The sequence below is a fragment of the Geodermatophilus sp. SYSU D00758 genome (assembly GCF_054049955.1).
On record NZ_JBJGYK010000007.1, the window covers coordinates 87064 to 106951 of the forward strand.

Consider the following 19888-nt stretch of genomic DNA (forward strand, 5'->3'; position numbering starts at 1 on the left):
GGGGTCAGTCCGCCTCGAGCACCTTGTTCTCCACGGGGGCCGCCGGCGCGGGGCGGCCGAGGAAGCGGTCGACCAGCGGGCCGGTCATCGCCGTCGTCACCAGGGCCATGACGACCACCCCGGCCTGCATCTGCGGGCTGATCACCCCGGCGTTGAGCGCGACCAGTGCCACGACCAGGACCAGCAGCCCGCGGCAGTTCATCAGGATGCCCAGTGCGTTGCTCTCCGCCCAGCTCAGCCCGCCCAGCCGGCCGCTGACCAGGCCGCCGCCCCACTTGGCGGCGACCGCGACCACGACGAACAGCGCGATGCCGGGGACCACCGCCCAGGTCAGCGTGGTGAAGTCGGTGCGCAGCCCGCTGTAGGCCAGGAAGACCGGCAGCAGGAAGACCACCGCCACGTCGGAGAGCTTCGACACCAGGGCCCCGGTGAGCACCGGGTGCCGAGGCAGCACCAGGCCGGCGACGAACCCGCCCACGATGACGTGGACGCCGATCCGGTCGGCGGCGTACGCCGAGGCGAGCACCAGCACCAGGACGGCGGCCAGCTGGGTGCCCTCCAGCGGCCGGTCGGCCGAGGTGCCGGAGAGCAGGCGGGCCATGAGCGGGCGCACGGCGAACCACATGACCGCGAGGTAGACCAGCGTGCCGACCAACCGCCACAGGTGCGTCGTGCCGGGCTCGCCGGCGGCGACCCCGCGGGCCACGCCGACGGCCAGGAACATGAGGACGGTGACCGCGGCGGCGGCGGCGATGCCCGTGACGCCGAGCGGGGTGGCGGCCAGGCCCTTCTCCTGCAGGATGCGGGCGGCCACCGGGAAGGCGGTCACCGCGAGCATCGCGCCGACCATGAGGGTGAAACCGAGCCGCGTCGGGTCGCCGGCGCCCAGGAACTTCTCGTCGAAGAGCACCGGGGTGAGCAGGAACGCGGCGGCCACCGGGATGGCGACCACACCGACCGCCACGGTGGCGATGCCGGCGTAGCGGCCCCTGAGCCGGTCGGTGTCCAGCTCCAGCCCGACCAGGAACATGAAGAGGATCAGCGCGAGCTGGCCCAGCAGGTTCAGCCCGCTCTGCGCCTGGGCCGGGAAGAAGCAGGACGTGATGCTGGGGGCGACGCCCTCGGCCAGGGACCGGTCGCAGGCGAGGAACGCCCACGGCTCGTCCCACCGGAAGACGCTCGCGCCCAGCAGCGAGGGCCCGAGCAGGACGCCGGCGAGGATCTCCCCGACCACGCGTGGCTGGCCGACCCGGAGGGCGAGGGCGCCGACGAGCCGGGCGACGACGAGGATGATCGCGACGTCCAGGAGGACGAAGGCGACCACCTGGTCCCCGGGCAGGGAGGGAACGGGCATGGCGGGTCTCCGGGGGGCGGGCGGGGAGGAGGGCGGCGCATTGTGGCCCACGCCCCCGACCGGCGTCACCGGTTCTGCGTGCGGGTTCTCGCCGGGCGCCGGGGCGCGGCCGCGCGGGCCGACTACCGTGGACCGGTCAGCCGCCGACCGCCAGCCGGATGGAGCCCCCGCCCGTGGACCCCCGCACCGCCCCGCACGACCCCGCCCGCCTCGACAAGGTGGTCAACCTCTGCAAGCGACGGGGCTTCGTCTTCCCGTCCGGGGAGATCTACGGCGGCACCCGCTCGGCCTGGGACTACGGCCCGCTGGGCGTCGAGCTCAAGGAGAACATCAAGCGGCAGTGGTGGCGGACCGTCGTCCAGGGCCGGGACGACATCGTCGGCCTGGACTCCTCGGTGATCCTGCCGCGGCAGACGTGGGTGGCCTCCGGGCACGTCGGCGTCTTCACCGACCCGCTCACCGAGTGCCAGAACTGCCACAAGCGGTTCCGCGCCGACCACCTCGAGGAGGACTTCGAGGCCAAGAAGGGCCGGGCCCCCGAGAACGGGCTGGCCGACATCACCTGCCCGAACTGCGGCACGAAGGGCGCGTGGACCGAGCCGCGCGACTTCAACATGATGCTCAAGACCTACCTCGGCCCGGTCGAGGACGAGTCGGGGCTGCACTACCTGCGCCCGGAGACCGCGCAGGGCATCTTCGTCAACTTCGCCCACGTCATGGGGGCCGCCCGGAAGAAGCCGCCGTTCGGCATCGGCCAGATCGGCAAGTCCTTCCGCAACGAGATCACGCCGGGCAACTTCATCTTCCGCACCCGCGAGTTCGAGCAGATGGAGATGGAGTTCTTCGTCGAGCCGGGCACCGACGAGACCTGGCACCAGTACTGGATCGACGAGCGCACCCGCTGGTACACCGACCTGGGCATCCACCCGGACAACCTGCGGCACTACGAGCACCCGAAGGAGAAGCTGTCGCACTACTCGACGCGCACCGTCGACATCGAGTACCGCTTCGGCTTCACCGGCTCGGAGTGGGGCGAGCTCGAGGGCATCGCCAACCGCACCGACTTCGACCTCAAGACCCACTCGGAGCACTCCGGCGCCGACCTCACCTACTTCGACCAGGCCACCAACAGCCGCTGGACGCCGTACGTCATCGAGCCGGCGGCCGGGTTGACCCGCTCGCTCATGGCCTTCCTCGTCGAGGCCTACACCGAGGACCAGGCCCCCAACGCCAAGGGCGGGGTCGACACCCGCACGCTGCTGCGGCTGGACCCGCGGCTGGCCCCGGTGAAGGCCGCCGTCCTCCCGCTGTCGCGCAACGCCGACCTCTCGCCCAAGGCACGCGACCTCGCGGCGCGGCTGCGCCAGAGCTGGAACGTCGACTTCGACGACGCCGGCGCCATCGGCCGCCGGTACCGCCGGCAGGACGAGATCGGGACGCCGTTCTGCCTCACCGTCGACTTCGACACCCTGGAGGACCAGGCGGTGACCGTGCGCGAGCGCGACTCGATGAGCCAGGAGCGCATCGCCCTGGACCAGGTCGAGACCTACCTGAAGACCCGCCTGCCCGTCTGCTGAGCGCCGTGGAGGTGCGGGCACGCGGAGGTGGGGGCATAGGAAGCTCTTCACCCGTCCGGCGGCCGGATGCGGGAGAACAGCTTCCTATGCCTCTGGAGGTGCTGCCCTCGGAGGTGGGCTCCCGCGGGGCGGGTGTCGGCCGCGCCCGTCCCGGGCAGGGGACAGGGGAGCGCGGGGGAGACGCAGGGCGGCCAGGCCGCCGTCCGGTCCCCGCGCGGGGAAGGGGACCCCCGTGAAGGCAGTCGTCTACAAGGGTCCGTTCGAGGTCGCGGTCGAGGACGTCGAGGACGCCCGGATCGAGGACCCGACCGACGTCCTGGTCCGGATCACCTCCACCAACATCTGCGGGTCGGACCTGCACATGTACGAGGGCCGCACCTCGGCCGAGCCGGGCATCGTGTTCGGCCACGAGAACCAGGGGATCGTCGAGGAGGTCGGGCCCGGCGTCGCCAAGGTCAAGCCCGGCGACCGGGTGAACCTCCCGTTCAACATCGGCTGCGGTTTCTGCTTCAACTGCGAGCGCGGCTTCACCGGCTTCTGCCAGACGGTCAACCCCGGGTTCGCCGGCGGGGCCTACGGCTACGTGAGCATGGGCGGCTACAAGGGCGGCCAGGCCGAGTACCTGCGGGTGCCCTTCGGCGACTTCAACTGCCTGGAGCTCCCGCAGGGCGACGAGCACGAGGCCGACTTCGCCATGCTCAGCGACATCTTCCCGACCGGGTACCACGGCGCCGAGCTGGCCGAGGTCCGGCCCGGGGACACGGTGGCGGTCTTCGGCGCCGGGCCGGTGGGCCTGATGGCGGCCTACTCGAGCCTGCTGCGCGGCGCGAGCGTGGTCTACGTCGTCGACAAGGTGCCCGAGCGGCTGGCCAAGGCCGAGGAGATCGGCTGCGTCCCGATCGACTTCAGCCAGACCGACGCGGTCGAGCAGATCCGGGAGATGCGGCACGGCGACGGCGTGCAGAAGGGCATCGACGCGGTCGGCTACCAGGCGCACGGCGAGGGCGGCGAGGAGCACGCCAACGCCGTCCTCGAGTCGCTGATCGCGCTGGTCAACCCGACCGGGCGGCTCGGCGTCCCCGGGCTGTACCTGCCGGCCGACCCGGGCGGGGCCGACGAGGCCGCCCGCAAGGGGCAGCTGCTGCTGTCCTTCGGCACCTTCTTCGAGAAGGGGCTGTCGCTGGGCTGCGGGCAGGCCAACGTCAAGCGGTACAACCGCTACCTGCGCGACATGATCGTCGCCGGCCGGGCGACGCCGTCGTTCGTCGTCAGCCACGAGCTGCCGCTGGACCAGGCGCCCGACGCCTACGAGAAGTTCGACAAGCGGATCGAGGGCTACACCAAGGTGGTGCTGCACCCGGCCGCGTGACGGCGGGCGACGGGCGGGCAGCTGTGGTCGCCGACACGGCCTGACACGCCGCGGGAGGCGACCGCAGCTGCCCGCTCGGGCCCCGCCCGCGCGCCGCCTACCCTGGAGCGGTGAGCAGCAGCGTCCTCGAGCGGGGCCCGTCCACCGGGACGGGCCCCGCTCCGCTGCGCCTGGGAGGGCTCACCGTCGACCCGGCCGTGGTGCTGGCGCCGATGGCCGGCATCACCAACCCGGCGTTCCGCACGCTGTGCCGCGAGTTCGGCGCGGGGCTCTACGTCTGCGAGATGATCACCACGCGGGCGCTGGTGGAGCGCAACGAGAAGACGCTGCAGATGGTCCGGGCGACGCCGGACGAGGAGGACGCCTTCTCCGTGCAGCTCTACGGCGTGGACCCGGCCACCGTCGGCCGGGCCGTGGAGATGCTCGTCGACGAGGGCGTCGCCGGCACGCGGCCGGCGCACGTCGACCTGAACTTCGGCTGCCCGGTGCCCAAGGTGACCCGCAAGGGCGGCGGCTCCGCGCTGCCGTGGCGGCGGGTGCTCTTCCGCGACATCGTGCGGGCCGCCGTCCGCGCCGCCGGGGACGTCCCGGTCACGGTGAAGACCCGCATCGGCATCGACGCCGATCACGTCACCTACCTCGACGCCGGGCGGATCGCGCAGGACGAGGGCGCCGCGGCGATCACCCTGCACGGGCGCACCGCCGACCAGCTCTACAGCGGCACCGCCGACTGGGCGCCCATCGCCCGGCTGGTCGAGGCCGTCGACATCCCGGTGCTGGGCAACGGCGACATCTGGGAGGCCGACGACGCCCTGCGCATGGTCGCCGAGACCGGGTGCGCCGGCGTGGTGATCGGCCGCGGCTGCCTGGGCCGGCCGTGGCTGTTCGGCGACCTGGCCGCCGCCTTCGCCGGGCGGTCGGAGCGCGCGCTGCCGAGCCTGCGCCAGGTGGCCGCGGTCATGCTCCGGCACGCGGAGCTGCTCAGCGCCGAGCAGGGCGAGCGGCACGGCTGCACCGACTTCCGCAAGCACGTCGCCTGGTACCTCAAGGGCTTCTCGGTCGGCTCCGACGTCCGGCGGGCGCTGGCGATGGTGAGCGCCCTCGACGAGCTGGCCGGGCTGCTGGCCGGCATCCCGGACCAGCCCTACCCGACCGCCGTCCTCGGCGCGCCGCGCGGGCGGACCAGCCCGCCCCGCCCCCTGGCGCTGCCCGAGGGCTGGCTCGAGGACCGCGACGACCCCCGGCCGCCGGCCGGGGCCGAGCTGATGGTGAGCGGCGGATGAGCAGGACCCTTGCGAGGACGACGGTCCAGGGAGCATCGCAGCGAGCGCCGGCGAGCGAGGAGCGGATCGAGAGCGGAGTCGAGCCATGAGCACGGGTCCCTACCTCTACGACGACGGCCCGGCGCCGCTGCACACCGGCACGCCCCGCTCGGCCCGCGGGCTGATCCTGGCCGTGCTGGGCGGGACCGTCGCCGTCGCGCTGGCGATGGCCGTCGGGCTCCCGCTGGTCAAGGGCAGCCCCCAGGAGCAGGCCCGCGAGGTCACCGGCGTCTTCCTCGACGCGCTCGGCCAGGGCGACACCGAGACCGCGTACCTGCTGCTGTGCAACGAGGAGCGGGCCCGCGTCGTCCCCGAGGACGTCGCCGACGCCTACGGCGTCACCGGCGCCGGTGAGATAGCCGCGGTCAGCGCCGCCGAGGTCGGCGGTGAACCGGCGCAGCGGGTGCGGATCGACTGGGCGGACGGCGGCTCGTCGACCGTGACGGTCGTCAGCGAGGACGGCCCGCGCATCTGCGGGACGACGGGCTGACGCCGCGCGCCGTTCCCTTCTCAGCACCGGGCCGGGGTGCCAGCATGTTCGCCGCCCACCCGGCCCCCGCCCGGGGAGCCCCGAGAGAAGGAACCGCGTTGTCGCACCCGTCGCCCCAGCCGGTCGCCGGCCCGCCCGCCGCACCCGTGCCGCCGCCCGCGGCGCCCACGCAGATCGGCTTCCCGGGCCAGGTGCCCCTCGCCCCGCACCCCCAGTACGCCCCCCAGCAGCTCCCGGCGCCGCAGCAGTACGCCACCGGGTTCCCCGACTACGTCTCCCCGCGGCCCTCGCCGCCGAACCACACCAGCCTGATCGTGGGGTCGGTGATCGTGGCGGTCACGCTGCTCTTCGCCCTCGTCGGGTTCCTCCTCGTCGCCTGAGTCCGTCGCCTGAGTCCGTCGCCTGACGTCCGTCGCCCGGCACGCCCGGCCGGGTCGCCGGTCCGGCCCCACGGTCGTGGGACGACGGCTGGCGTGTCCCCGCCGAGTGGGCCACCATCCCCCCACAGGTCTCGACCGAGACGTATGAGACGTCTGGGTCGACGGCGCCGTCGCCGGTCGGGACCGCGCGCCGGGCCGTGCCGGGGTCCGGCGCCGACATCGGCGAGCGCGGAGGTGCACGGTGGGCGGACCGACGACGTGGGTCTACGACTTCAGCGAGGGCAGCAAGGACCAGAAGGACCTGCTGGGCGGCAAGGGCGCCAACCTGGCCGAGATGACCAACCTCGGGCTGCCGGTGCCGCCCGGGTTCACCATCACCACCGACGCCTGCCGGTACTACCTGGAACACGGCAGCACACCGCCGGAGCTGGCCGACCAGGTCACCGAGCACCTGACCGCCCTGGAGAAGGCCATGGGCAAGACGCTCGGCGACCCCGGTGACCCGCTGCTGGTCTCGGTCCGCTCCGGGGCGGCGGCGTCGATGCCCGGGATGATGGAGACCGTCCTCAACGTGGGCCTCAACGACGAGTCGGTCCGGGGCCTGGCCGAGCAGTCCGGCAGCGAGCGCTTCGCCTGGGACTCCTACCGGCGGCTCATCCAGATGTTCGGCAAGACCGTGCTGGACCTCGACGGCCAGCTGTTCGAGGAGGCCCTCGACGAGGCCAAGCGCGAGCAGGGCACCGACCTGGACCTGGACCTCGACGCCGAGCACCTGCGCGACGTCGTCGGCCGGTTCAAGGCCATCGTGCGCGAGCAGTGCGGCCGGGACTTCCCCCAGGACCCCCGCGAGCAGATGGACCTGGCGATCAACGCCGTGTTCGACTCCTGGAACTCCGAGCGGGCGATCCTCTACCGCCGCCGCGAGCGCATCCCCGGCGACGCCGGTACCGCGGTCAACGTCTGCTCGATGGTCTTCGGCAACCTCGGCGCCGACTCGGGCACGGGGGTGGCGTTCACCCGCGACCCGGGCAGCGGCGCGCAGGGCGTCTACGGCGACTACCTGCAGAACGCGCAGGGGGAGGACGTCGTCGCCGGCATCCGCAACACCGTGCCCCTCACCGAGCTCGAGCGCATCGACGAGGCCGCCTACCGCGAGCTCATGGACACGATGGCGACCCTCGAGGCGCACTACCGCGACCTGTGCGACATCGAGTTCACCATCGAGCGCGGCAAGCTGTGGATGCTGCAGACCCGGGTCGGCAAGCGGACGGCGGCGGCCGCCTTCGTCATCGCCACCCAGCTGGTCGACGAGGGCCTCATCGACATGGACGAGGCGGTCCGGCGGGTGACCGGCGAGCAGCTGGCCCAGCTGATGTTCCCCCGGTTCGTCTCCGGCGGGGACGCCCAGCAGCTCACCCAGGGCATGAACGCCTCACCCGGCGCCGCGGTCGGCAAGGCGGTGTTCTCCTCGGAGACCGCCGTCCAGTGGGCCGACCGCGGGGAGAAGGTCGTGCTCGTCCGGCGGGAGACCAACCCCGACGACCTGTCCGGGATGATCGCCGCCCAGGGCGTGCTGACCAGCCGCGGCGGCAAGACCTCGCACGCCGCCGTCGTCGCCCGCGGGATGGGCAAGACGTGCGTGTGCGGCGCCGAGGAGCTGCAGGTCGACACCAAGGCCGGCCGGTTCACCGCGCCCGACGGCACGGTGGTCTCCGAGGGCGACGTCATCTCCATCGACGGCTCGACCGGGAAGGTGTGGCTGGGGGAGGTGCCGGTCGAGGACTCGGAGGTGGTCCGCTACTTCGAGGGCGAGATCGACCCCGCCTCCGAGGACGCCGGCGACCTGGTGCGCAGCGTGCACCGGATCCTCGCCCACGCCGACGGGGCGCGCCGGCTCGACGTCCGCACCAACGCCGACACCCCCGACGACTCCGCCCGCGCCCGCCGGTTCGGCGCCCGCGGGATCGGCCTGTGCCGCACCGAGCACATGTTCCTCGGCGACCGGCGGCAGCTGGTGGAGAAGCTGATCCTCGCCGAGACCGACGAGGAGAAGCAGGACGCCCTCGACGGGCTGGCGCCCCTGCAGAAGCAGGACTTCCTCGAGATCTTCGAGGTGATGGACGGGCTGCCGGTCACCGTGCGGCTGCTCGACCCGCCGCTGCACGAGTTCCTCCCCGACCTCACCGAGCTGTCGGTGCGGGTGGCCGTCGCCGAGGCGCAGGGGCACCCGGACGAGGCCAACCTGCGGCTGCTGGCCGCCGTCCGCCGGCTGCACGAGCAGAACCCCATGCTGGGGCTGCGCGGCGTGCGGCTGGGCCTGGTGGTCAAGGGCCTGTTCGGCATGCAGGTCCGCGCCATCGCCGAGGCCGCGTGCGAGCGCAAGGCGGCCGGCGGCGACCCCCGCCCGGAGATCATGATCCCGCTGGTCGGGGCGGTGCAGGAGCTGGAGGCGATCCGCGAGGAGGCCGACGCGGTGCTCGCCGCCGTCTTCGAGGAGTGCGGGGCGGAGCTCGACGTCCTCATCGGCACCATGATCGAGGTGCCCCGGGCCGCGCTCACCGCCGCCGAGATCGCCCAGTCGGCGCGGTTCTTCTCCTTCGGCACCAACGACCTGACCCAGATGACCTGGGGCTTCTCCCGCGACGACGTCGAGGCGGCGTTCTTCCACGCCTACCTGGACAAGGGCATCTTCGGCGTCTCGCCGTTCGAGTCGCTGGACCGCCCCGGCGTCGGGGAGCTGGTGCGGATCGGGGCGGAGCGGGGGCGCGCGGCCCGGCCGGACCTCAAGCTCGGCATCTGCGGCGAGCACGGCGGGGACCCCGACTCGGTGCACTTCTTCCACGAGGTGGGTTTGGACTACGTGTCCTGCTCACCGTTCCGGGTCCCGGTGGCCCGGCTGGAGGCGGGCCGGGCCGCGCTGGGGGCCGAGCACGTCGGCAGCTGACGCCCGGTAGGCCTCAGGCGGTCGCGGCGGCCGGCGCCTCCGGGGCGTCGGCCAGCTGCCACGGCCGGACGACGGCGCCCAGCACGGCGATGGCCAGGAGCAGCCCGGTGACGATGACCCCGGCCATCGCGGTGGCGTCGTTGCCGAGCACCCCGACCAGCGGTGAGATCGCCGCGCCCACGCCGAACTGGGCCGCCCCGAGCAGCGCCGCCGCGGCGCCGGCGGCCTCGCCGTGCGCGGCCAGCGCCAGCGCCGGGGCGTTGGGCAGCGCCAGGCCGGTGGCGGCCAGCACGCCCCACAGGGGGACGACGACGCCCGGCAGCCCACCGGTCCCGGTGGTCGCGAGCACGAGCATGACCAGGGCGGAGCCCGCACCGGCGAGCACGGCGACCGAGAGGATCCGGGCGGGGGACCACCGGCGCAGCAGCACGGGGTTGAGCTGGGTGGCGCCGATCAGGAAGAAGGCCCCGGCGCCGAAGAGCAGGCCGAACTGCTGCGCGTCGAGGCCGAACTGGCCCTGGTACACGAACGAGGAGCCCGACACGTAGGTGAACAGCCCCGCCATGGTGAGCGAGGCCACCAGCACCAGGCCGACGTACACCCGGTCGCCCAGCAGCCCGCGGTAGGTCCGCAGCGTCCCGGCCAGGCCCGCGGTCGCGCGGCGGGACGGCGGCAGCGTCTCGGGCACCGCCAGCGCGCCGAGCACCAGGAGCAGCAGCCCGTACAGGGAGAGGACGACGAAGACGCCCCGCCAGGAGGTCACCCGCAGCAGCTCGCCGCCGAGGGTGGGGGCGAGCACGGGAGCGGCGCCGAGCACGAGGAAGAGCCGGGAGAGCATGGTGGCCGCGGCCCGGCCCTGGAACAGGTCGCGCACGATCGCCATCGCGATCACGCTGCCGGCGGCGCTGCCCACCCCCTGCAGCACCCGCAGCACGCCCAGCGTGACGATGTCGGGCGCGACCAGCACCAGCAGCGAGGCCACCACGTGCAGGGCCGTGCCGGCCAGCAGCGGGCGGCGCCGGCCGAGGGCGTCGGAGAGCGGCCCGATCACCAGCTGGCCCAGCGCCAGGCCGGCCAGCGTGCCGGTCAGCGTGAGCTGCACCATGGCCGAGCTGGTGCGCAGGTCGGCGGCGATCGTGGGCAGCGCGGGCAGGTACATGTCGATGGTCAGCGCGCCGGTCGCCACGAAGGCGCCGAGGACCAGCGCGAGCACCGCCCGGCGCGGTGGGTGCGCCGGCGCGGGCGTCGCGGTGGTCTGCTCCTGGAGGGCGGTCACGGTGCTCCCCTCGGGCGCCGGCGGCGGCCCGTCTCGTCGGTTCGTTGCATCGGGCAACTCCGGCGGGGGGCCGCGTCATCCCGGTCGCCGGTGAACTCCCGGGGACGGGCGCGTCGCGCACGCCACCGCGGGGACGCGCCGGGCCGGCGTGCACACCGGCCCCGGGCGTCCCCGTCCCGACGGCCCCGCGTGGTACCCATGACGCGTGGCGGTGCGTGCGGGGAGCCTGGTCGGCAGGGTGGTCGGTGCCGTGGTGCTGGCCACCGTGCTGCTGGTCGGCGCCACCGCCGGGGCGATCTGGTGGACGGCGCGGCAGGACTCCCGCCCGGGGTCGGACGCGATCGTGGTGCTCGGCTCGGCGCAGTACAACGGCGTCCCGTCCTCGATCTTCGAGGCGCGCCTGGAGCACGCCCTGCGGCTCTACGAGCAGGGGGTCGCCCCCGTCGTCGTGACCGTCGGGGGCAAGGCCGCCGGTGACCAGTTCACCGAGGCCGAGGCCGGGCGCGACTACCTCGCCGCGGCCGGGGTCCCCGGGGACGCGCTGCTCGCGGTGGAGGAGGGCGTCGACACGCTGGAGAGCATGCGGTCGGTGGCCACGGCCTTCGACGAGCGGGGCTGGCGCACCGCCGTCCTGGTGACCGACCCGTGGCACGCCCTGCGCGCCGAGCGGATGGCCGAGGACGCCGGCATCGCCGCCGAGAGCTCGCCGACCCGGCAGGGCCCGGCGGTGCAGACCCGCACCACGCAGTTCCGGTACATCCTGCGGGAGACGGCGGCCTACCTGCTGTACCGCGCGACCGGCGAGAGCGTGGCCGGGGCGCCGGGGATCGGCTGAGGGGGCGCGGTGCTGGAACTGGGGAAGGCCGGCTCGGCCGGGTGCGAGGCCGGCGCGCGGCCCGTGCTGCGCGACGGCACGGTCGTCGCCACGCTGCGGGCCTCGAACTGGAAGGAGGCGGCCACGGCCGTCGTCGGCGACCGCGCGTGGGTGTTCGCCAAGCGGTCGGGCGAGCTGACCGCCCGGTGGGCGAGCGAGCCGGAGGGCGCCGCGCGGCTGCGGGCCCGGCAGACCTCGTGGTGGCGGGGCACCTGGGCGCTCGACCTGGCCGGGACGGCGGTGACCGCCGAGCGCAGCTCGTGGTGGGGGAGCCGGTACCGCTTCTCCGCCGGGGGGCGGGTGGTCGCCGGGACCGGGAGCACCGGCCGGTGGTCCCCGCGGCCCACGCTGGACGCCGGGGACGACCTGCCCCTGGACTCGCAGGTGTTCCTGCTGTGGATCGCACTGGTCCTGGGCCGCCGCGACCAGACCGCCACGACGGCCGCCGTGGCCGGCGGCGCCGCCGCAGCCGGGAGCAGCTGATGGCCGGGCGTGGGCGGATCCGCGCGGCGGACATCGCGCTGGTCCGGGAGCGGAGCCGGATCGACGAGATCATCGGCGAGCACCTGCAGCTGCGGCGGGCCGGCGGCGGCAGCCTCAAGGGGCTGTGCCCGTTCCACGACGAGAAGTCACCGTCCCTGCACGTCACCCCCGCGCGCGGGCTCTACCACTGCTTCGGCTGCGGGGTGGGCGGCGACGTCATCCGCTTCGTGCAGGAGATCGACCACATCTCCTTCACCGAGGCGGTCGAGCTGCTCGCCCGGCGGGCGAACGTCGAGCTGCGCTACGAGGACGACGGCGGCCGGCCGACCGGGGCCCCCGATCGCGCCCAGGCCGGTCAGCGGGCCCGGCTGGTGGCGGCCAACACCGCGGCGGCCGCCTTCTACGCCGAGCAGCTGCGCACGCCCGAGGCGGCACCGGCCCGGCAGTTCCTCGCCGACCGCGGCTTCGACCGGCAGGTGGCGCTGGACTTCGGCTGCGGCTTCGCGCCCAGCGGCTGGGACTCCCTCACCCGCCACCTGCGCGGCGCCGGCTACACCCAGCAGGAGCTGGTGACCGCCGGGCTGGCCAAGGAGTCCTCCCGGGGGACGCTCATCGACCGCTTCCACCGGCGGCTGGTCTGGCCGATCCGCGACATCACCGGCGACGTCATCGGCTTCGGCGCGCGCAAGCTCGCCGAGGACGACCCGGGCCCGAAGTACCTCAACACCCCGGAGACGCCGCTCTACAAGAAGAGCACCGTGCTGTACGGCATCGACCGGGCCAAGCGGGACATCGCCCGCCGGCGCCAGGCGGTCGTCGTCGAGGGCTACACCGACGTCATGGCCTGCCACCTGGCCGGCGTGACGACGGCGGTGGCCTCCTGCGGGACGGCGTTCGGCCCCGAGCACATCGGCGTGCTGCGCCGGCTGCTCATGGACCAGGACGAGTTCAGCGGGGAGGTGATCTACACCTTCGACGGCGACGCCGCCGGCCAGAACGCGGCGATGCGGACCTTCGCCGAGGACCAGCGCTTCGTCGGGCAGACCTTCGTCGCGGTGGAGCCCGACGGCATGGACCCCTGCGAGCTGCGGCAGGCGCACGGGGACGCCGCCGTCCGGGACCTCGTCGCCCGCCGCACGCCGCTGATCGCCTTCGTGCTCAAGACCACGCTGGCCGGCTACGACCTCGACACCGTCGAGGGCCGGGTCGCCGCGCTGGAGAAGACCGCGCCGCTGGTCGCGCAGATCAAGGACCACGCCCTGCGCCCGGCCTACGCCCGCCAGCTGGCCGGGATGATCGGCAACACCGACGAGGGGGAGGTGCTCGAGCGGGTCCGGCGGATCACCGGGGACGGCGGTGCGCCTGGCCGCGGCCGGCCGCGGACGCCGCGGCGTTCGCCGGACGAGATCGCCGTGGCGGTGGAGCGGGAGGCGGTGAAGGCGGCGCTGCAGGTCCCCGAGCTGGCCGGACCGTCGTTCGACGCCATCCCGGTGGAGGCCTACACCGACCCGGACCTCGCCGCGGTCGCCGCCGCGGTGCAGGCGGCCGGGGGAGCGGCCGCGACCCGGGTGACCGGGCCCGAGTGGCTGGACGAGATCGCCGGGCACTGCTCCCGGGAGTCGGCGCGGGCGCAGCTGACCGCGCTGGCCGTGGAGCCGCTGCGCTCGGCGACCGAGCCCGACGCCGGCTACGTCGGGGCGGTGCTGGCCCGGCTGGAGGAGATGCACACCGTCCGGCAGGTGGCCGCGCTCAAGGGCCGGCTGCAGCGGATGAACCCGGTCGAGGCCGCCGACGAGTACATGCGCGCGTTCGGCAGCCTCATGGAGCTGGAGCAGCGGGCGATCTCGCTGCGCCAGCGGGCGATGGGCGGTCTGGGCGCATGAGCCTCGCCGAGCGGCTGCGCCGGCGGTTCACCCGGCCGCCGGGGCCGGTGCGCGCTGTCGCCCTGGCCTCCACCGACCCCGACGAACGGGTGCTGGCCTGGGGCGTGCTGGTCCGCGACGAGGGCTGGCTGGTGGCGACCTCCCGGGGGCTGCGCCGGGTGCCAGCCGACCTCGCCCTGCCCGACGCCGGGGAGGTCGACGTCCTGCCGTGGCACGAGGTCGGCTCGGCCCGGTGGACGGCGACCGCCGACGGCGGCGGGCGCTTCGAGGTCGTCCCGCTGACCGAGGTGGAGCCCGGCGTGCAGGCGCGCCTTCCCGCGCAGCGGCACGCGCTCACCGACGCCGGGGACCTGCCGGCCGTCGTCCGGCGGCGGGTCGACCAGACCGTGGTCGCCAGCCGGCGCACCCCGCTGCCCGGGCGCGGGGGAGTGGTGCTGGTCGCCCGGCGGGTGCCCGGTCAGGCCGCGCGCGAGTGGAGCGTCGTGTTCGACGACGACGCCGACCGCTTCGACCCCGAGGCGCGCGAGGTCGCGCGGCAGAAGCTGGCCGAGGCGGTCGCCGCCGACCAGGTCGGCTGACCGGTCGCGTCAGGGCATCGGGGGCGTGCCGGCCGGCCCGCTGGTCGTCGGCCCGCCGGTGGTCGGCGAGGTGCCGGACGGCGTGCCGCTGGAGGGCACGTCGTTCAGGGAGCCCCCACCCGCCGAGCCCCCGCCCGACGAGCCGCCGCTGCCGGAGCCCCCGCCCGAGCTGTCGCGGCCCATGCGCGCCTTGACCGAGTTGGCCACCGCGTCGGCGCGGGCCTGGGCCATGCCGGCGACCTCCTGGAGCTGCGGGTTCTCCTTGGCGTTGCCCCAGGCACGCCGGATCTGCTCGTACCGCTCGCGGCCGGCCTTGGCGCCGAGCACGTACCCGGCACCGAAGCCGGCGAGGAAGGACAGCTTCGCCACGAGGGACCTCCTGCTGCGTCGATGGGGTGATCAACGTAACCGCGGTTGCGGTGACGCGCGACGCGGAGCCGCCCGCAGGGCCCCGCCGGGCGTGGGGTACTCTCGTCGAGGCGCGCGGGCGTGCCCGCCGATCCCCCGTAGCTCAATTGGCAGAGCATGCGACTGTTAATCGCAGGGTTATTGGTTCGAGTCCAATCGGGGGAGCAAGAAAAGGCCCCTGCCCAGCGCGTTTGCCGGTCAGGGGCCTTCGTCGTCAGCGGAACGATGGGGCGATCCGCCACTTACTCGCCACTTTCGTCGTGGCTACCGCCCGATGACCAGTAGCTCGGCAGCCCGCTCCGACATGGTGGTCCGGCTCATGTAGCGGTCCATGGTCATGCTGGCCCGGCCGTGCCCCAGGTAGTTGGCGACCTCGCGGGCGGTCAGCACCAGGCCGAGCAGGGTCGCCACGGTGTGCCGGAAGGTGTGCGCGGTCGCCCACTCGTACCCGGCGCCCCTCATCAGGTCGCGCACGTCATGGCTGGTGTTGCTCGGGTCGCGCAGCCTGCCCATCGGAGAGGGGAACACCACGTCCCACTCGTTGGCCACGGCGTTGACCTGCCGGGCCAGCAGGCGGGCCACCAGGTCGGCGGGCAGCTTGATCGTGCGCGTACTGCTGTCGGTCTTGCCGTCGGCCTGGATGTGCACCCCCTTGCCCGTCTCACGGACCACGACCGGGCCGAGCGTCGCCGTTCCCTCGGCCAGGTCCAGGGCCGACCAGCGCAGCGCGCAGACTTCGCCGATGCGTGCCCCGGTGCCCGCCAGGAACGCCACCAGGTCGCCCAGGTCCCGCCGAATGGCCACCGGGTCGGTCTCGGCGAAGGCCACCACGGCATCCCGCTCGTCCTCGGTGAATGACCGCTCGGCCTCGCGGGTGCCCTTGGGCCTGGTCGTCCGGACCTTGAATGGACCGGCCGACCGCACCGGGTTGTGCGGGATGGCGTCGTCCTTCGTCGCCACGTCCAGCACGCCACGGAGCACCGTGCGAACCGTCCGGGCAGCCCCCTTGCCGGAAGCCTTGGCGACCTCCGTGAGGAACCGCTCCACACCACCGGCAGTGACCTCACGAACGGCCAGGTTCGCCAGGGACGACGGTCGCCCCTCCGGGCCGATCACGTGGCGCTGACACATGAGCCGGTAGACCTGACGGGTGTTGGTGGACAGGTCCGCATCGGCCAGGTCCGCCAGCCACCTGCCGGCGACCTCGGCCACGGTCGTGGTCGGCTTGACCAGAGCGTGAGCCGGGGCCGGTGCCACCCGGTTACGGAGCTTGTCCATGAGCGCGCGCCGCGCGGCCTCCCTGGTGGAGCGCCACGATTCGACGGAGCGGAGCTTGCCGTCCAGGTCCCGCACCCTGGCCCGGGCCTGCCAGGTGTCGGCCTTCCGCGCCCCCTCGGGCGCGCGCTGTTTGTTGCCGTTCTCGTCGAACACGAAGCCGGTCATCGTGACCCGGCCCCACTCGCCCAGGTCGTTCCTCGGTCGTGGCATGTGCGCTGGTCCTGCCTCTCGTTGTCGCCCCCCGCTGGTGCTCGGGACGGTAGGGCTGTTTCTGGCGAGTTGATAACTGGTTCATTCGGTAGGGTGATGGGCGAGCGCGAGCCCTGGCCTCGCCCTCGCCGTGGCCCGCGTGCCCTGTGGCTTGGTCCAGCCCTGCCGCAGCGCGCGGCCCTGTCGCCGGGTCGGCTGGTGGCCCGTGGCCGTGGCCGTGGCCTGTGCCAGGGCCTTGGCCCACGGCCCTGGCCTGGCTTGGCCTGGCCGTTGCGTGCCGCGTCGTCGTGCTGCCCGACCGCCCGGAGCTTCGCCGGGTGGCTGGGCCGTGGCTCGGAGCTCGCGCGGCCCGCTGCGGGCATCTGAGCCGATCCGCCGGCATGGTCGCCCTGCGGCGACCCCTGGGGCATGACCCCCTGAGCCATTTCCAGGGCCATCGCCGGGTTAGCAGCCAAGATCGAGCCACGGTAATAGGGTTGACGAACGCACCTAGTGCACGGCGCTGTCATACCCGGCCTGCGAACGGCCGGGCGCGGGCCGGGGTCCCACTGTTCGACGCGCTGAGCAGGTGGCGGAGCGGACCTCCCTCGAACCGCTGGCCCGCTTCGTCGACGGGCTGCTCGTGGCCCTGGAACGCGGCACCCCGCTGGCCGAGGTGCTGCGCGCCCAGGCCGCCGACGCCCGCGAGGCCGGAAAGCGCCTGCTGCTGGAGGCCGGCGGACGCAAGGAGATCGCGATGATGGTCCCGGTCGTCTTCCTGGTGCTGCCGGTCACCGTCCTCTTCGCCCTGTGCTCAATAAGGGACTACTGGCCGCGCGCACACGGTTACGGGTCGGGCGTGCGCGGTACCACTCCGATCAGGCGTGCGGGCGGAAGCAGATGTTCGTCGATGGCAGCTTTACGAAGGCCGCATCCCAAGCGCACCCCCGAGGGCGCCGATAGGCGGCCTGCCATCGATCCGGCAACCGGCGGGTTGCGTTACCAAGGACCCTTGACGGCGCTCGCCTGACTAGCCAGCCTCGTCTTATAGGTGACTGCGTCAAGGGGGTTCATGTGGACCACGAGATTGCCGAACCGGGGAGCGAGCCGAAGCCTGAGTCCGAGCAGCCTGAATCTGATGACACGGCAACAGAAACTGATCGAGACTCGGGTTCATTCGACTTCATCTCGCCGACTTTTGGCAACAATTCCTGCCCTCACGGGAGATTCAGTTACGATGGCAGGTGCGACCCAAAGTGGTGTAACGGATAGCCGGTGGATGCATTCGACCAATACTTGATCGCCTTGGTGATCGTCACCCTGGCTGCACGCATCATCTGGTTCGCCGACTACTTGGTCTTCTCTTGCTGGAGCGCTCCTTCTCCCCGCACGCCGCGAAAACTGTGGCATGGGGTGGTAAAGAAGACGACGGCCAGCCTTGGGGGGTCAGTAGATGTACAAGAACGCCACCTACGGATACTGGATCAGGGAGCTCGCCGCCTGGAGACCATGCTGGTGGGTGGATCTATCGCCCTGGCGGCATGGAGTCAGCTCTTCGTTTCGTCGGAAGAAGCGGCAGATGAGTTGTCAGGTTTGACTTTAGGACTGCTGTTTGCGGGGGCATATGCATTGCTTGTCAGTGGCCTACTGTGGCGAGCGGAGGGGCAGCATCTAACGTATATGGGTCGCGTGACGTCTCTACACGTCGGCTATTACCTCATTGCACTCTCGCTAACCTCAATCATACAAGATCTCGGCCTTGGAGACTGTTTCGTCGCGACCTCTCTTGCGGTCGTCTCTCTAATAGCAGCTAGAGAGGTCTGGGATGTCGTCACCTTGATCAGGACTTTGCACGCACCTTGAATCGCGTTTACGCTGACTTGAGTCTCCTGACCGCTACAATGCGGACGGTCGAGGGCCCAGGGCGCACTATGCAGCCCCATGCTGCCGAGGCGGCCAGGTGAACCAGGCGTAAAGATTGTCGGTGGCACCACCCATTGCAGCAATCTTTTCAAGAGGTCTGCATATGCGCTCCTGCGCTCACGCCACAGCTCCTGAGTTCCTGGCGCTCTCCGGATCCGAGGACTCTCCTGAGTACCAGGAGGACGGCCAGCCCCAAGTGCTGGTCGGTGACGCTAAAGCCGAGGAACAGCTGACCGAGTGACTGCCCGGCGGCAAGACGCTGCCTCTCCCGACCTCGACCGCCCCAGCGGTGCGGCTGCTCCTTACGCGCGCGCAGGATGCCGACCCATCGTTCGCCCTGACGCCTGACAACGCCGAGGAGATGGCCGAGATCACCCGGCGCCTGAGGCGCGTCATGTGGGTTGACTCATGCAACCCCCAGGTCGGCGGAGTGGATCCGTAGCAGGGTGTGCGCCGCGATGGTGGCGGCGGTGCGGGTCAGCAGGCCCCAGAAGGTATGTGCGCCGTGGCGGGCCAGCTCCATCCGGTCGGTGAGCTCGCCGAAGGTGACCTCGATGAGGTTGCGCCAGCAGGCGATCACCGGCGCAAGACCCTGGGCATGCCGGCGCGCTGGACCTTGGTCGGCGCGACGAGCACCGCGGTGCCCCCGGCGGCGCGGGCCGCGGTGAAGGCGCGCCCGGCGAAGCCCTTGTCCAGCAGGAGCTCGCGCGGTGCGGAGCCGGCGGCGAGCAGATCGGCGGCGACGTCCCGCTCGTTGACCGCGGCGGGCACGAGGCTCCAGGCCCGCACCACCCGGGCCCGAAGGTCGGTGCGGACCGCTATCCGGAAGCCGTAGAACCACTCGCCGTGTGCCCCGTCGCGGCCGAACCGGGCGACCAGCCCGTTGGGGCCGACCCAGCCGTCGGGGCCGCGGACCCGGGAGGGGTTCTTGACCGGCAGCGCGCTGGTGTCGATCTGGGCGCAGTCATCGACCGGCGCCCCGGCCACCTGTGCGGCGCGCAGCTGCTCGAAGGCCGCCCACAGCCAGCGGATGCGCCGGTTGGCCTCGGACTGGTGCGGCAGCCGCGGAAACAGCGCCGCCCAGTCGCGGGCCACCTCGGCCAGGAACCCGGCCTCGCTGCGCCGGCCCAGCAGATGACGGACCAGGGCGAGAGTGAGCAGCTCGGCGTCGCTGCAGGCCGGGGCCGGCCCCGGCCGGGCCGGGATGGTGATCTCCCCGGCGGCGATCGCGTCGTCGACGAGCACGTAGACGTGGACGAACAGGTCCTCGGTGGGCAGCATGATGGGCGCCTCTGCGGGCGAGGGGCTTCGACAACCGCCACGCTCCGCAGAGGCGCCCTCATGTCAAGCCATCAGTTGCCGACGGCAACCCACACAACGCGCCTGAGCGGGCTACCGCTCGCTCTGGAGATCGCGGCTGCCCGGGTGAGCTTCCTCGGCCCGACCCAGCTGCTCTCCCGCCTGGACGAGGTACTGGGTCTGCGCGCGCGACCTGCCGGAGCGACAGCGGACGCTCCGGGCCACGCTGGACTGGAGCCATGACCTCCTCTCCCCGGCCGA

18 protein-coding genes and 1 tRNA gene are annotated in these 19888 nt (G+C 73.0%); 13 read left to right on the forward strand and 6 right to left on the reverse strand.

The annotated features are described in order from the left end of the window. Positions 1-4: 4 nt before the first annotated feature. A complete protein-coding gene (locus ACI8AC_RS07170; RefSeq protein WP_456896596.1) occupies positions 5-1354 on the reverse strand; it encodes a cation:proton antiporter in 1350 nt (449 codons plus the stop codon). Between the two features lie 173 nt (positions 1355-1527). On the opposite strand from ACI8AC_RS07170, the gene ACI8AC_RS07175 reads away from it, so the two are divergent. The 6 genes from ACI8AC_RS07175 to ppdK all read left to right on the forward strand — a co-directional run bounded on the left by ACI8AC_RS07175 (position 1528) and on the right by ppdK (position 9436). After that, positions 1528-2931 carry a glycine--tRNA ligase gene (locus ACI8AC_RS07175; protein ID WP_456896598.1) on the forward strand — a complete coding sequence of 468 codons (1404 nt, stop codon included), beginning with the start codon at positions 1528-1530 and terminating at the stop codon, positions 2929-2931. A 232-nt stretch (positions 2932-3163) separates the two neighbouring features. Then, positions 3164-4300, forward strand: coding sequence for a glutathione-independent formaldehyde dehydrogenase (locus ACI8AC_RS07180; protein ID WP_456896600.1), 1137 nt, complete (start codon positions 3164-3166; stop codon positions 4298-4300). A gap of 110 nt (positions 4301-4410) precedes the next feature. After that, complete coding sequence (dusB, locus tag ACI8AC_RS07185) at positions 4411-5583, forward strand: tRNA dihydrouridine synthase DusB (protein WP_456896602.1); 1173 nt, start codon at positions 4411-4413, stop codon at positions 5581-5583. 85 nt (positions 5584-5668) lie between these two features. After that, the gene (locus tag ACI8AC_RS07190) at positions 5669-6112 is read left to right on the forward strand and encodes a hypothetical protein (RefSeq protein WP_456896604.1); all 444 of its coding nucleotides are present in this window, start codon (positions 5669-5671) and stop codon (positions 6110-6112) included. A 98-nt stretch (positions 6113-6210) separates the two neighbouring features. Next, positions 6211-6492 carry a hypothetical protein gene (locus tag ACI8AC_RS07195; protein ID WP_456896606.1) on the forward strand — a complete coding sequence of 94 codons (282 nt, stop codon included), beginning with the start codon at positions 6211-6213 and terminating at the stop codon, positions 6490-6492. Positions 6493-6733: 241 nt separating this feature from the next. Continuing rightward, positions 6734-9436, forward strand: coding sequence for a pyruvate, phosphate dikinase (ppdK, locus tag ACI8AC_RS07200; RefSeq protein WP_456896608.1), 2703 nt, complete (start codon positions 6734-6736; stop codon positions 9434-9436). Positions 9437-9449: 13 nt separating this feature from the next. On the opposite strand, the gene ACI8AC_RS07205 is transcribed toward ppdK, so the two are convergent. Then, a complete protein-coding gene (locus tag ACI8AC_RS07205) occupies positions 9450-10712 on the reverse strand; it encodes a multidrug effflux MFS transporter (RefSeq protein WP_456896610.1) in 1263 nt (420 codons plus the stop codon). A gap of 205 nt (positions 10713-10917) precedes the next feature. Between ACI8AC_RS07205 and ACI8AC_RS07210 the strand changes: the two genes are divergently transcribed. The 4 genes from ACI8AC_RS07210 to ACI8AC_RS07225 are packed head-to-tail and all read left to right on the forward strand — an operon-like array spanning position 10918 to position 14530. Continuing rightward, a complete protein-coding gene (locus tag ACI8AC_RS07210; RefSeq protein ID WP_456896612.1) occupies positions 10918-11547 on the forward strand; it encodes a YdcF family protein in 630 nt (209 codons plus the stop codon). Positions 11548-11556: 9 nt separating this feature from the next. Then, a complete protein-coding gene (locus ACI8AC_RS07215) occupies positions 11557-12069 on the forward strand; it encodes a hypothetical protein (protein WP_456896614.1) in 513 nt (170 codons plus the stop codon). Continuing rightward, positions 12069-13952 (forward strand): DNA primase, encoded by a 1884-nt coding sequence (dnaG, locus tag ACI8AC_RS07220; protein WP_456896616.1) that lies wholly within the window; start codon positions 12069-12071, stop codon positions 13950-13952. The genes ACI8AC_RS07215 and dnaG overlap by 1 nt, the downstream gene beginning before the upstream one ends. Beyond that, complete coding sequence (locus tag ACI8AC_RS07225) at positions 13949-14530, forward strand: hypothetical protein (RefSeq protein WP_456896618.1); 582 nt, start codon at positions 13949-13951, stop codon at positions 14528-14530. Before dnaG ends, ACI8AC_RS07225 begins: the two co-directional genes overlap by 4 nt. Before the next feature lie 9 nt (positions 14531-14539). On the opposite strand, the gene ACI8AC_RS07230 is transcribed toward ACI8AC_RS07225, so the two are convergent. Beyond that, positions 14540-14899, reverse strand: coding sequence for a hypothetical protein (locus ACI8AC_RS07230; protein ID WP_456896620.1), 360 nt, complete (start codon positions 14897-14899; stop codon positions 14540-14542). 131 nt (positions 14900-15030) lie between these two features. Between ACI8AC_RS07230 and ACI8AC_RS07235 the strand changes: the two genes are divergently transcribed. Further along, positions 15031-15103 (forward strand) — tRNA-Asn (locus ACI8AC_RS07235). Between the two features lie 99 nt (positions 15104-15202). On the opposite strand, the gene ACI8AC_RS07240 is transcribed toward ACI8AC_RS07235, so the two are convergent. Further along, positions 15203-16426 carry a site-specific integrase gene (locus ACI8AC_RS07240; protein ID WP_456896622.1) on the reverse strand — a complete coding sequence of 408 codons (1224 nt, stop codon included), beginning with the start codon at positions 16424-16426 and terminating at the stop codon, positions 15203-15205. 568 nt (positions 16427-16994) lie between these two features. On the opposite strand from ACI8AC_RS07240, the gene ACI8AC_RS07245 reads away from it, so the two are divergent. Together ACI8AC_RS07245 and ACI8AC_RS07250 are read left to right on the forward strand one after the other, a co-directional pair. Further along, the gene (locus tag ACI8AC_RS07245; RefSeq protein ID WP_456896624.1) at positions 16995-17435 is read left to right on the forward strand and encodes a type II secretion system F family protein; all 441 of its coding nucleotides are present in this window, start codon (positions 16995-16997) and stop codon (positions 17433-17435) included. Positions 17436-17680: 245 nt separating this feature from the next. Next, positions 17681-18268, forward strand: a complete 588-nt coding sequence (locus ACI8AC_RS07250) for a hypothetical protein (protein ID WP_456896626.1) — start codon at positions 17681-17683, stop codon at positions 18266-18268. A 466-nt stretch (positions 18269-18734) separates the two neighbouring features. Here the strand turns inward: ACI8AC_RS07250 and ACI8AC_RS07255 are convergent, their stop codons facing one another. Together ACI8AC_RS07255 and ACI8AC_RS07260 are read right to left on the reverse strand one after the other, a co-directional pair. Further along, positions 18735-18908 (reverse strand): hypothetical protein, encoded by a 174-nt coding sequence (locus ACI8AC_RS07255; RefSeq protein ID WP_456896628.1) that lies wholly within the window; start codon positions 18906-18908, stop codon positions 18735-18737. Then, a complete protein-coding gene (locus tag ACI8AC_RS07260; protein WP_456896630.1) occupies positions 18905-19609 on the reverse strand; it encodes a hypothetical protein in 705 nt (234 codons plus the stop codon). The genes ACI8AC_RS07255 and ACI8AC_RS07260 overlap by 4 nt, the downstream gene beginning before the upstream one ends. Between the last annotated feature and the right edge of the window lie 279 nt (positions 19610-19888).

Bases quoted from the DNA above. Each gene is read 5' to 3' on its own strand.
- dnaG (WP_456896616.1), top strand. From the start codon at position 12,069: ATGGCCGGGCGTGGGCGGATCCGCGCGGCGGACATCGCGCTGGTCCGG.
- ACI8AC_RS07240 (WP_456896622.1), bottom strand. From the start codon at position 16,426: ATGCCACGACCGAGGAACGACCTGGGCGAGTGGGGCCGGGTCACGATG.
- ACI8AC_RS07170 (WP_456896596.1), bottom strand. From the start codon at position 1,354: ATGCCCGTTCCCTCCCTGCCCGGGGACCAGGTGGTCGCCTTCGTCCTC.
- ACI8AC_RS07190 (WP_456896604.1), top strand. From the start codon at position 5,669: ATGAGCACGGGTCCCTACCTCTACGACGACGGCCCGGCGCCGCTGCAC.
- ACI8AC_RS07225 (WP_456896618.1), top strand. From the start codon at position 13,949: ATGAGCCTCGCCGAGCGGCTGCGCCGGCGGTTCACCCGGCCGCCGGGG.
- ACI8AC_RS07260 (WP_456896630.1), bottom strand. From the start codon at position 19,609: ATGCTGCCCACCGAGGACCTGTTCGTCCACGTCTACGTGCTCGTCGAC.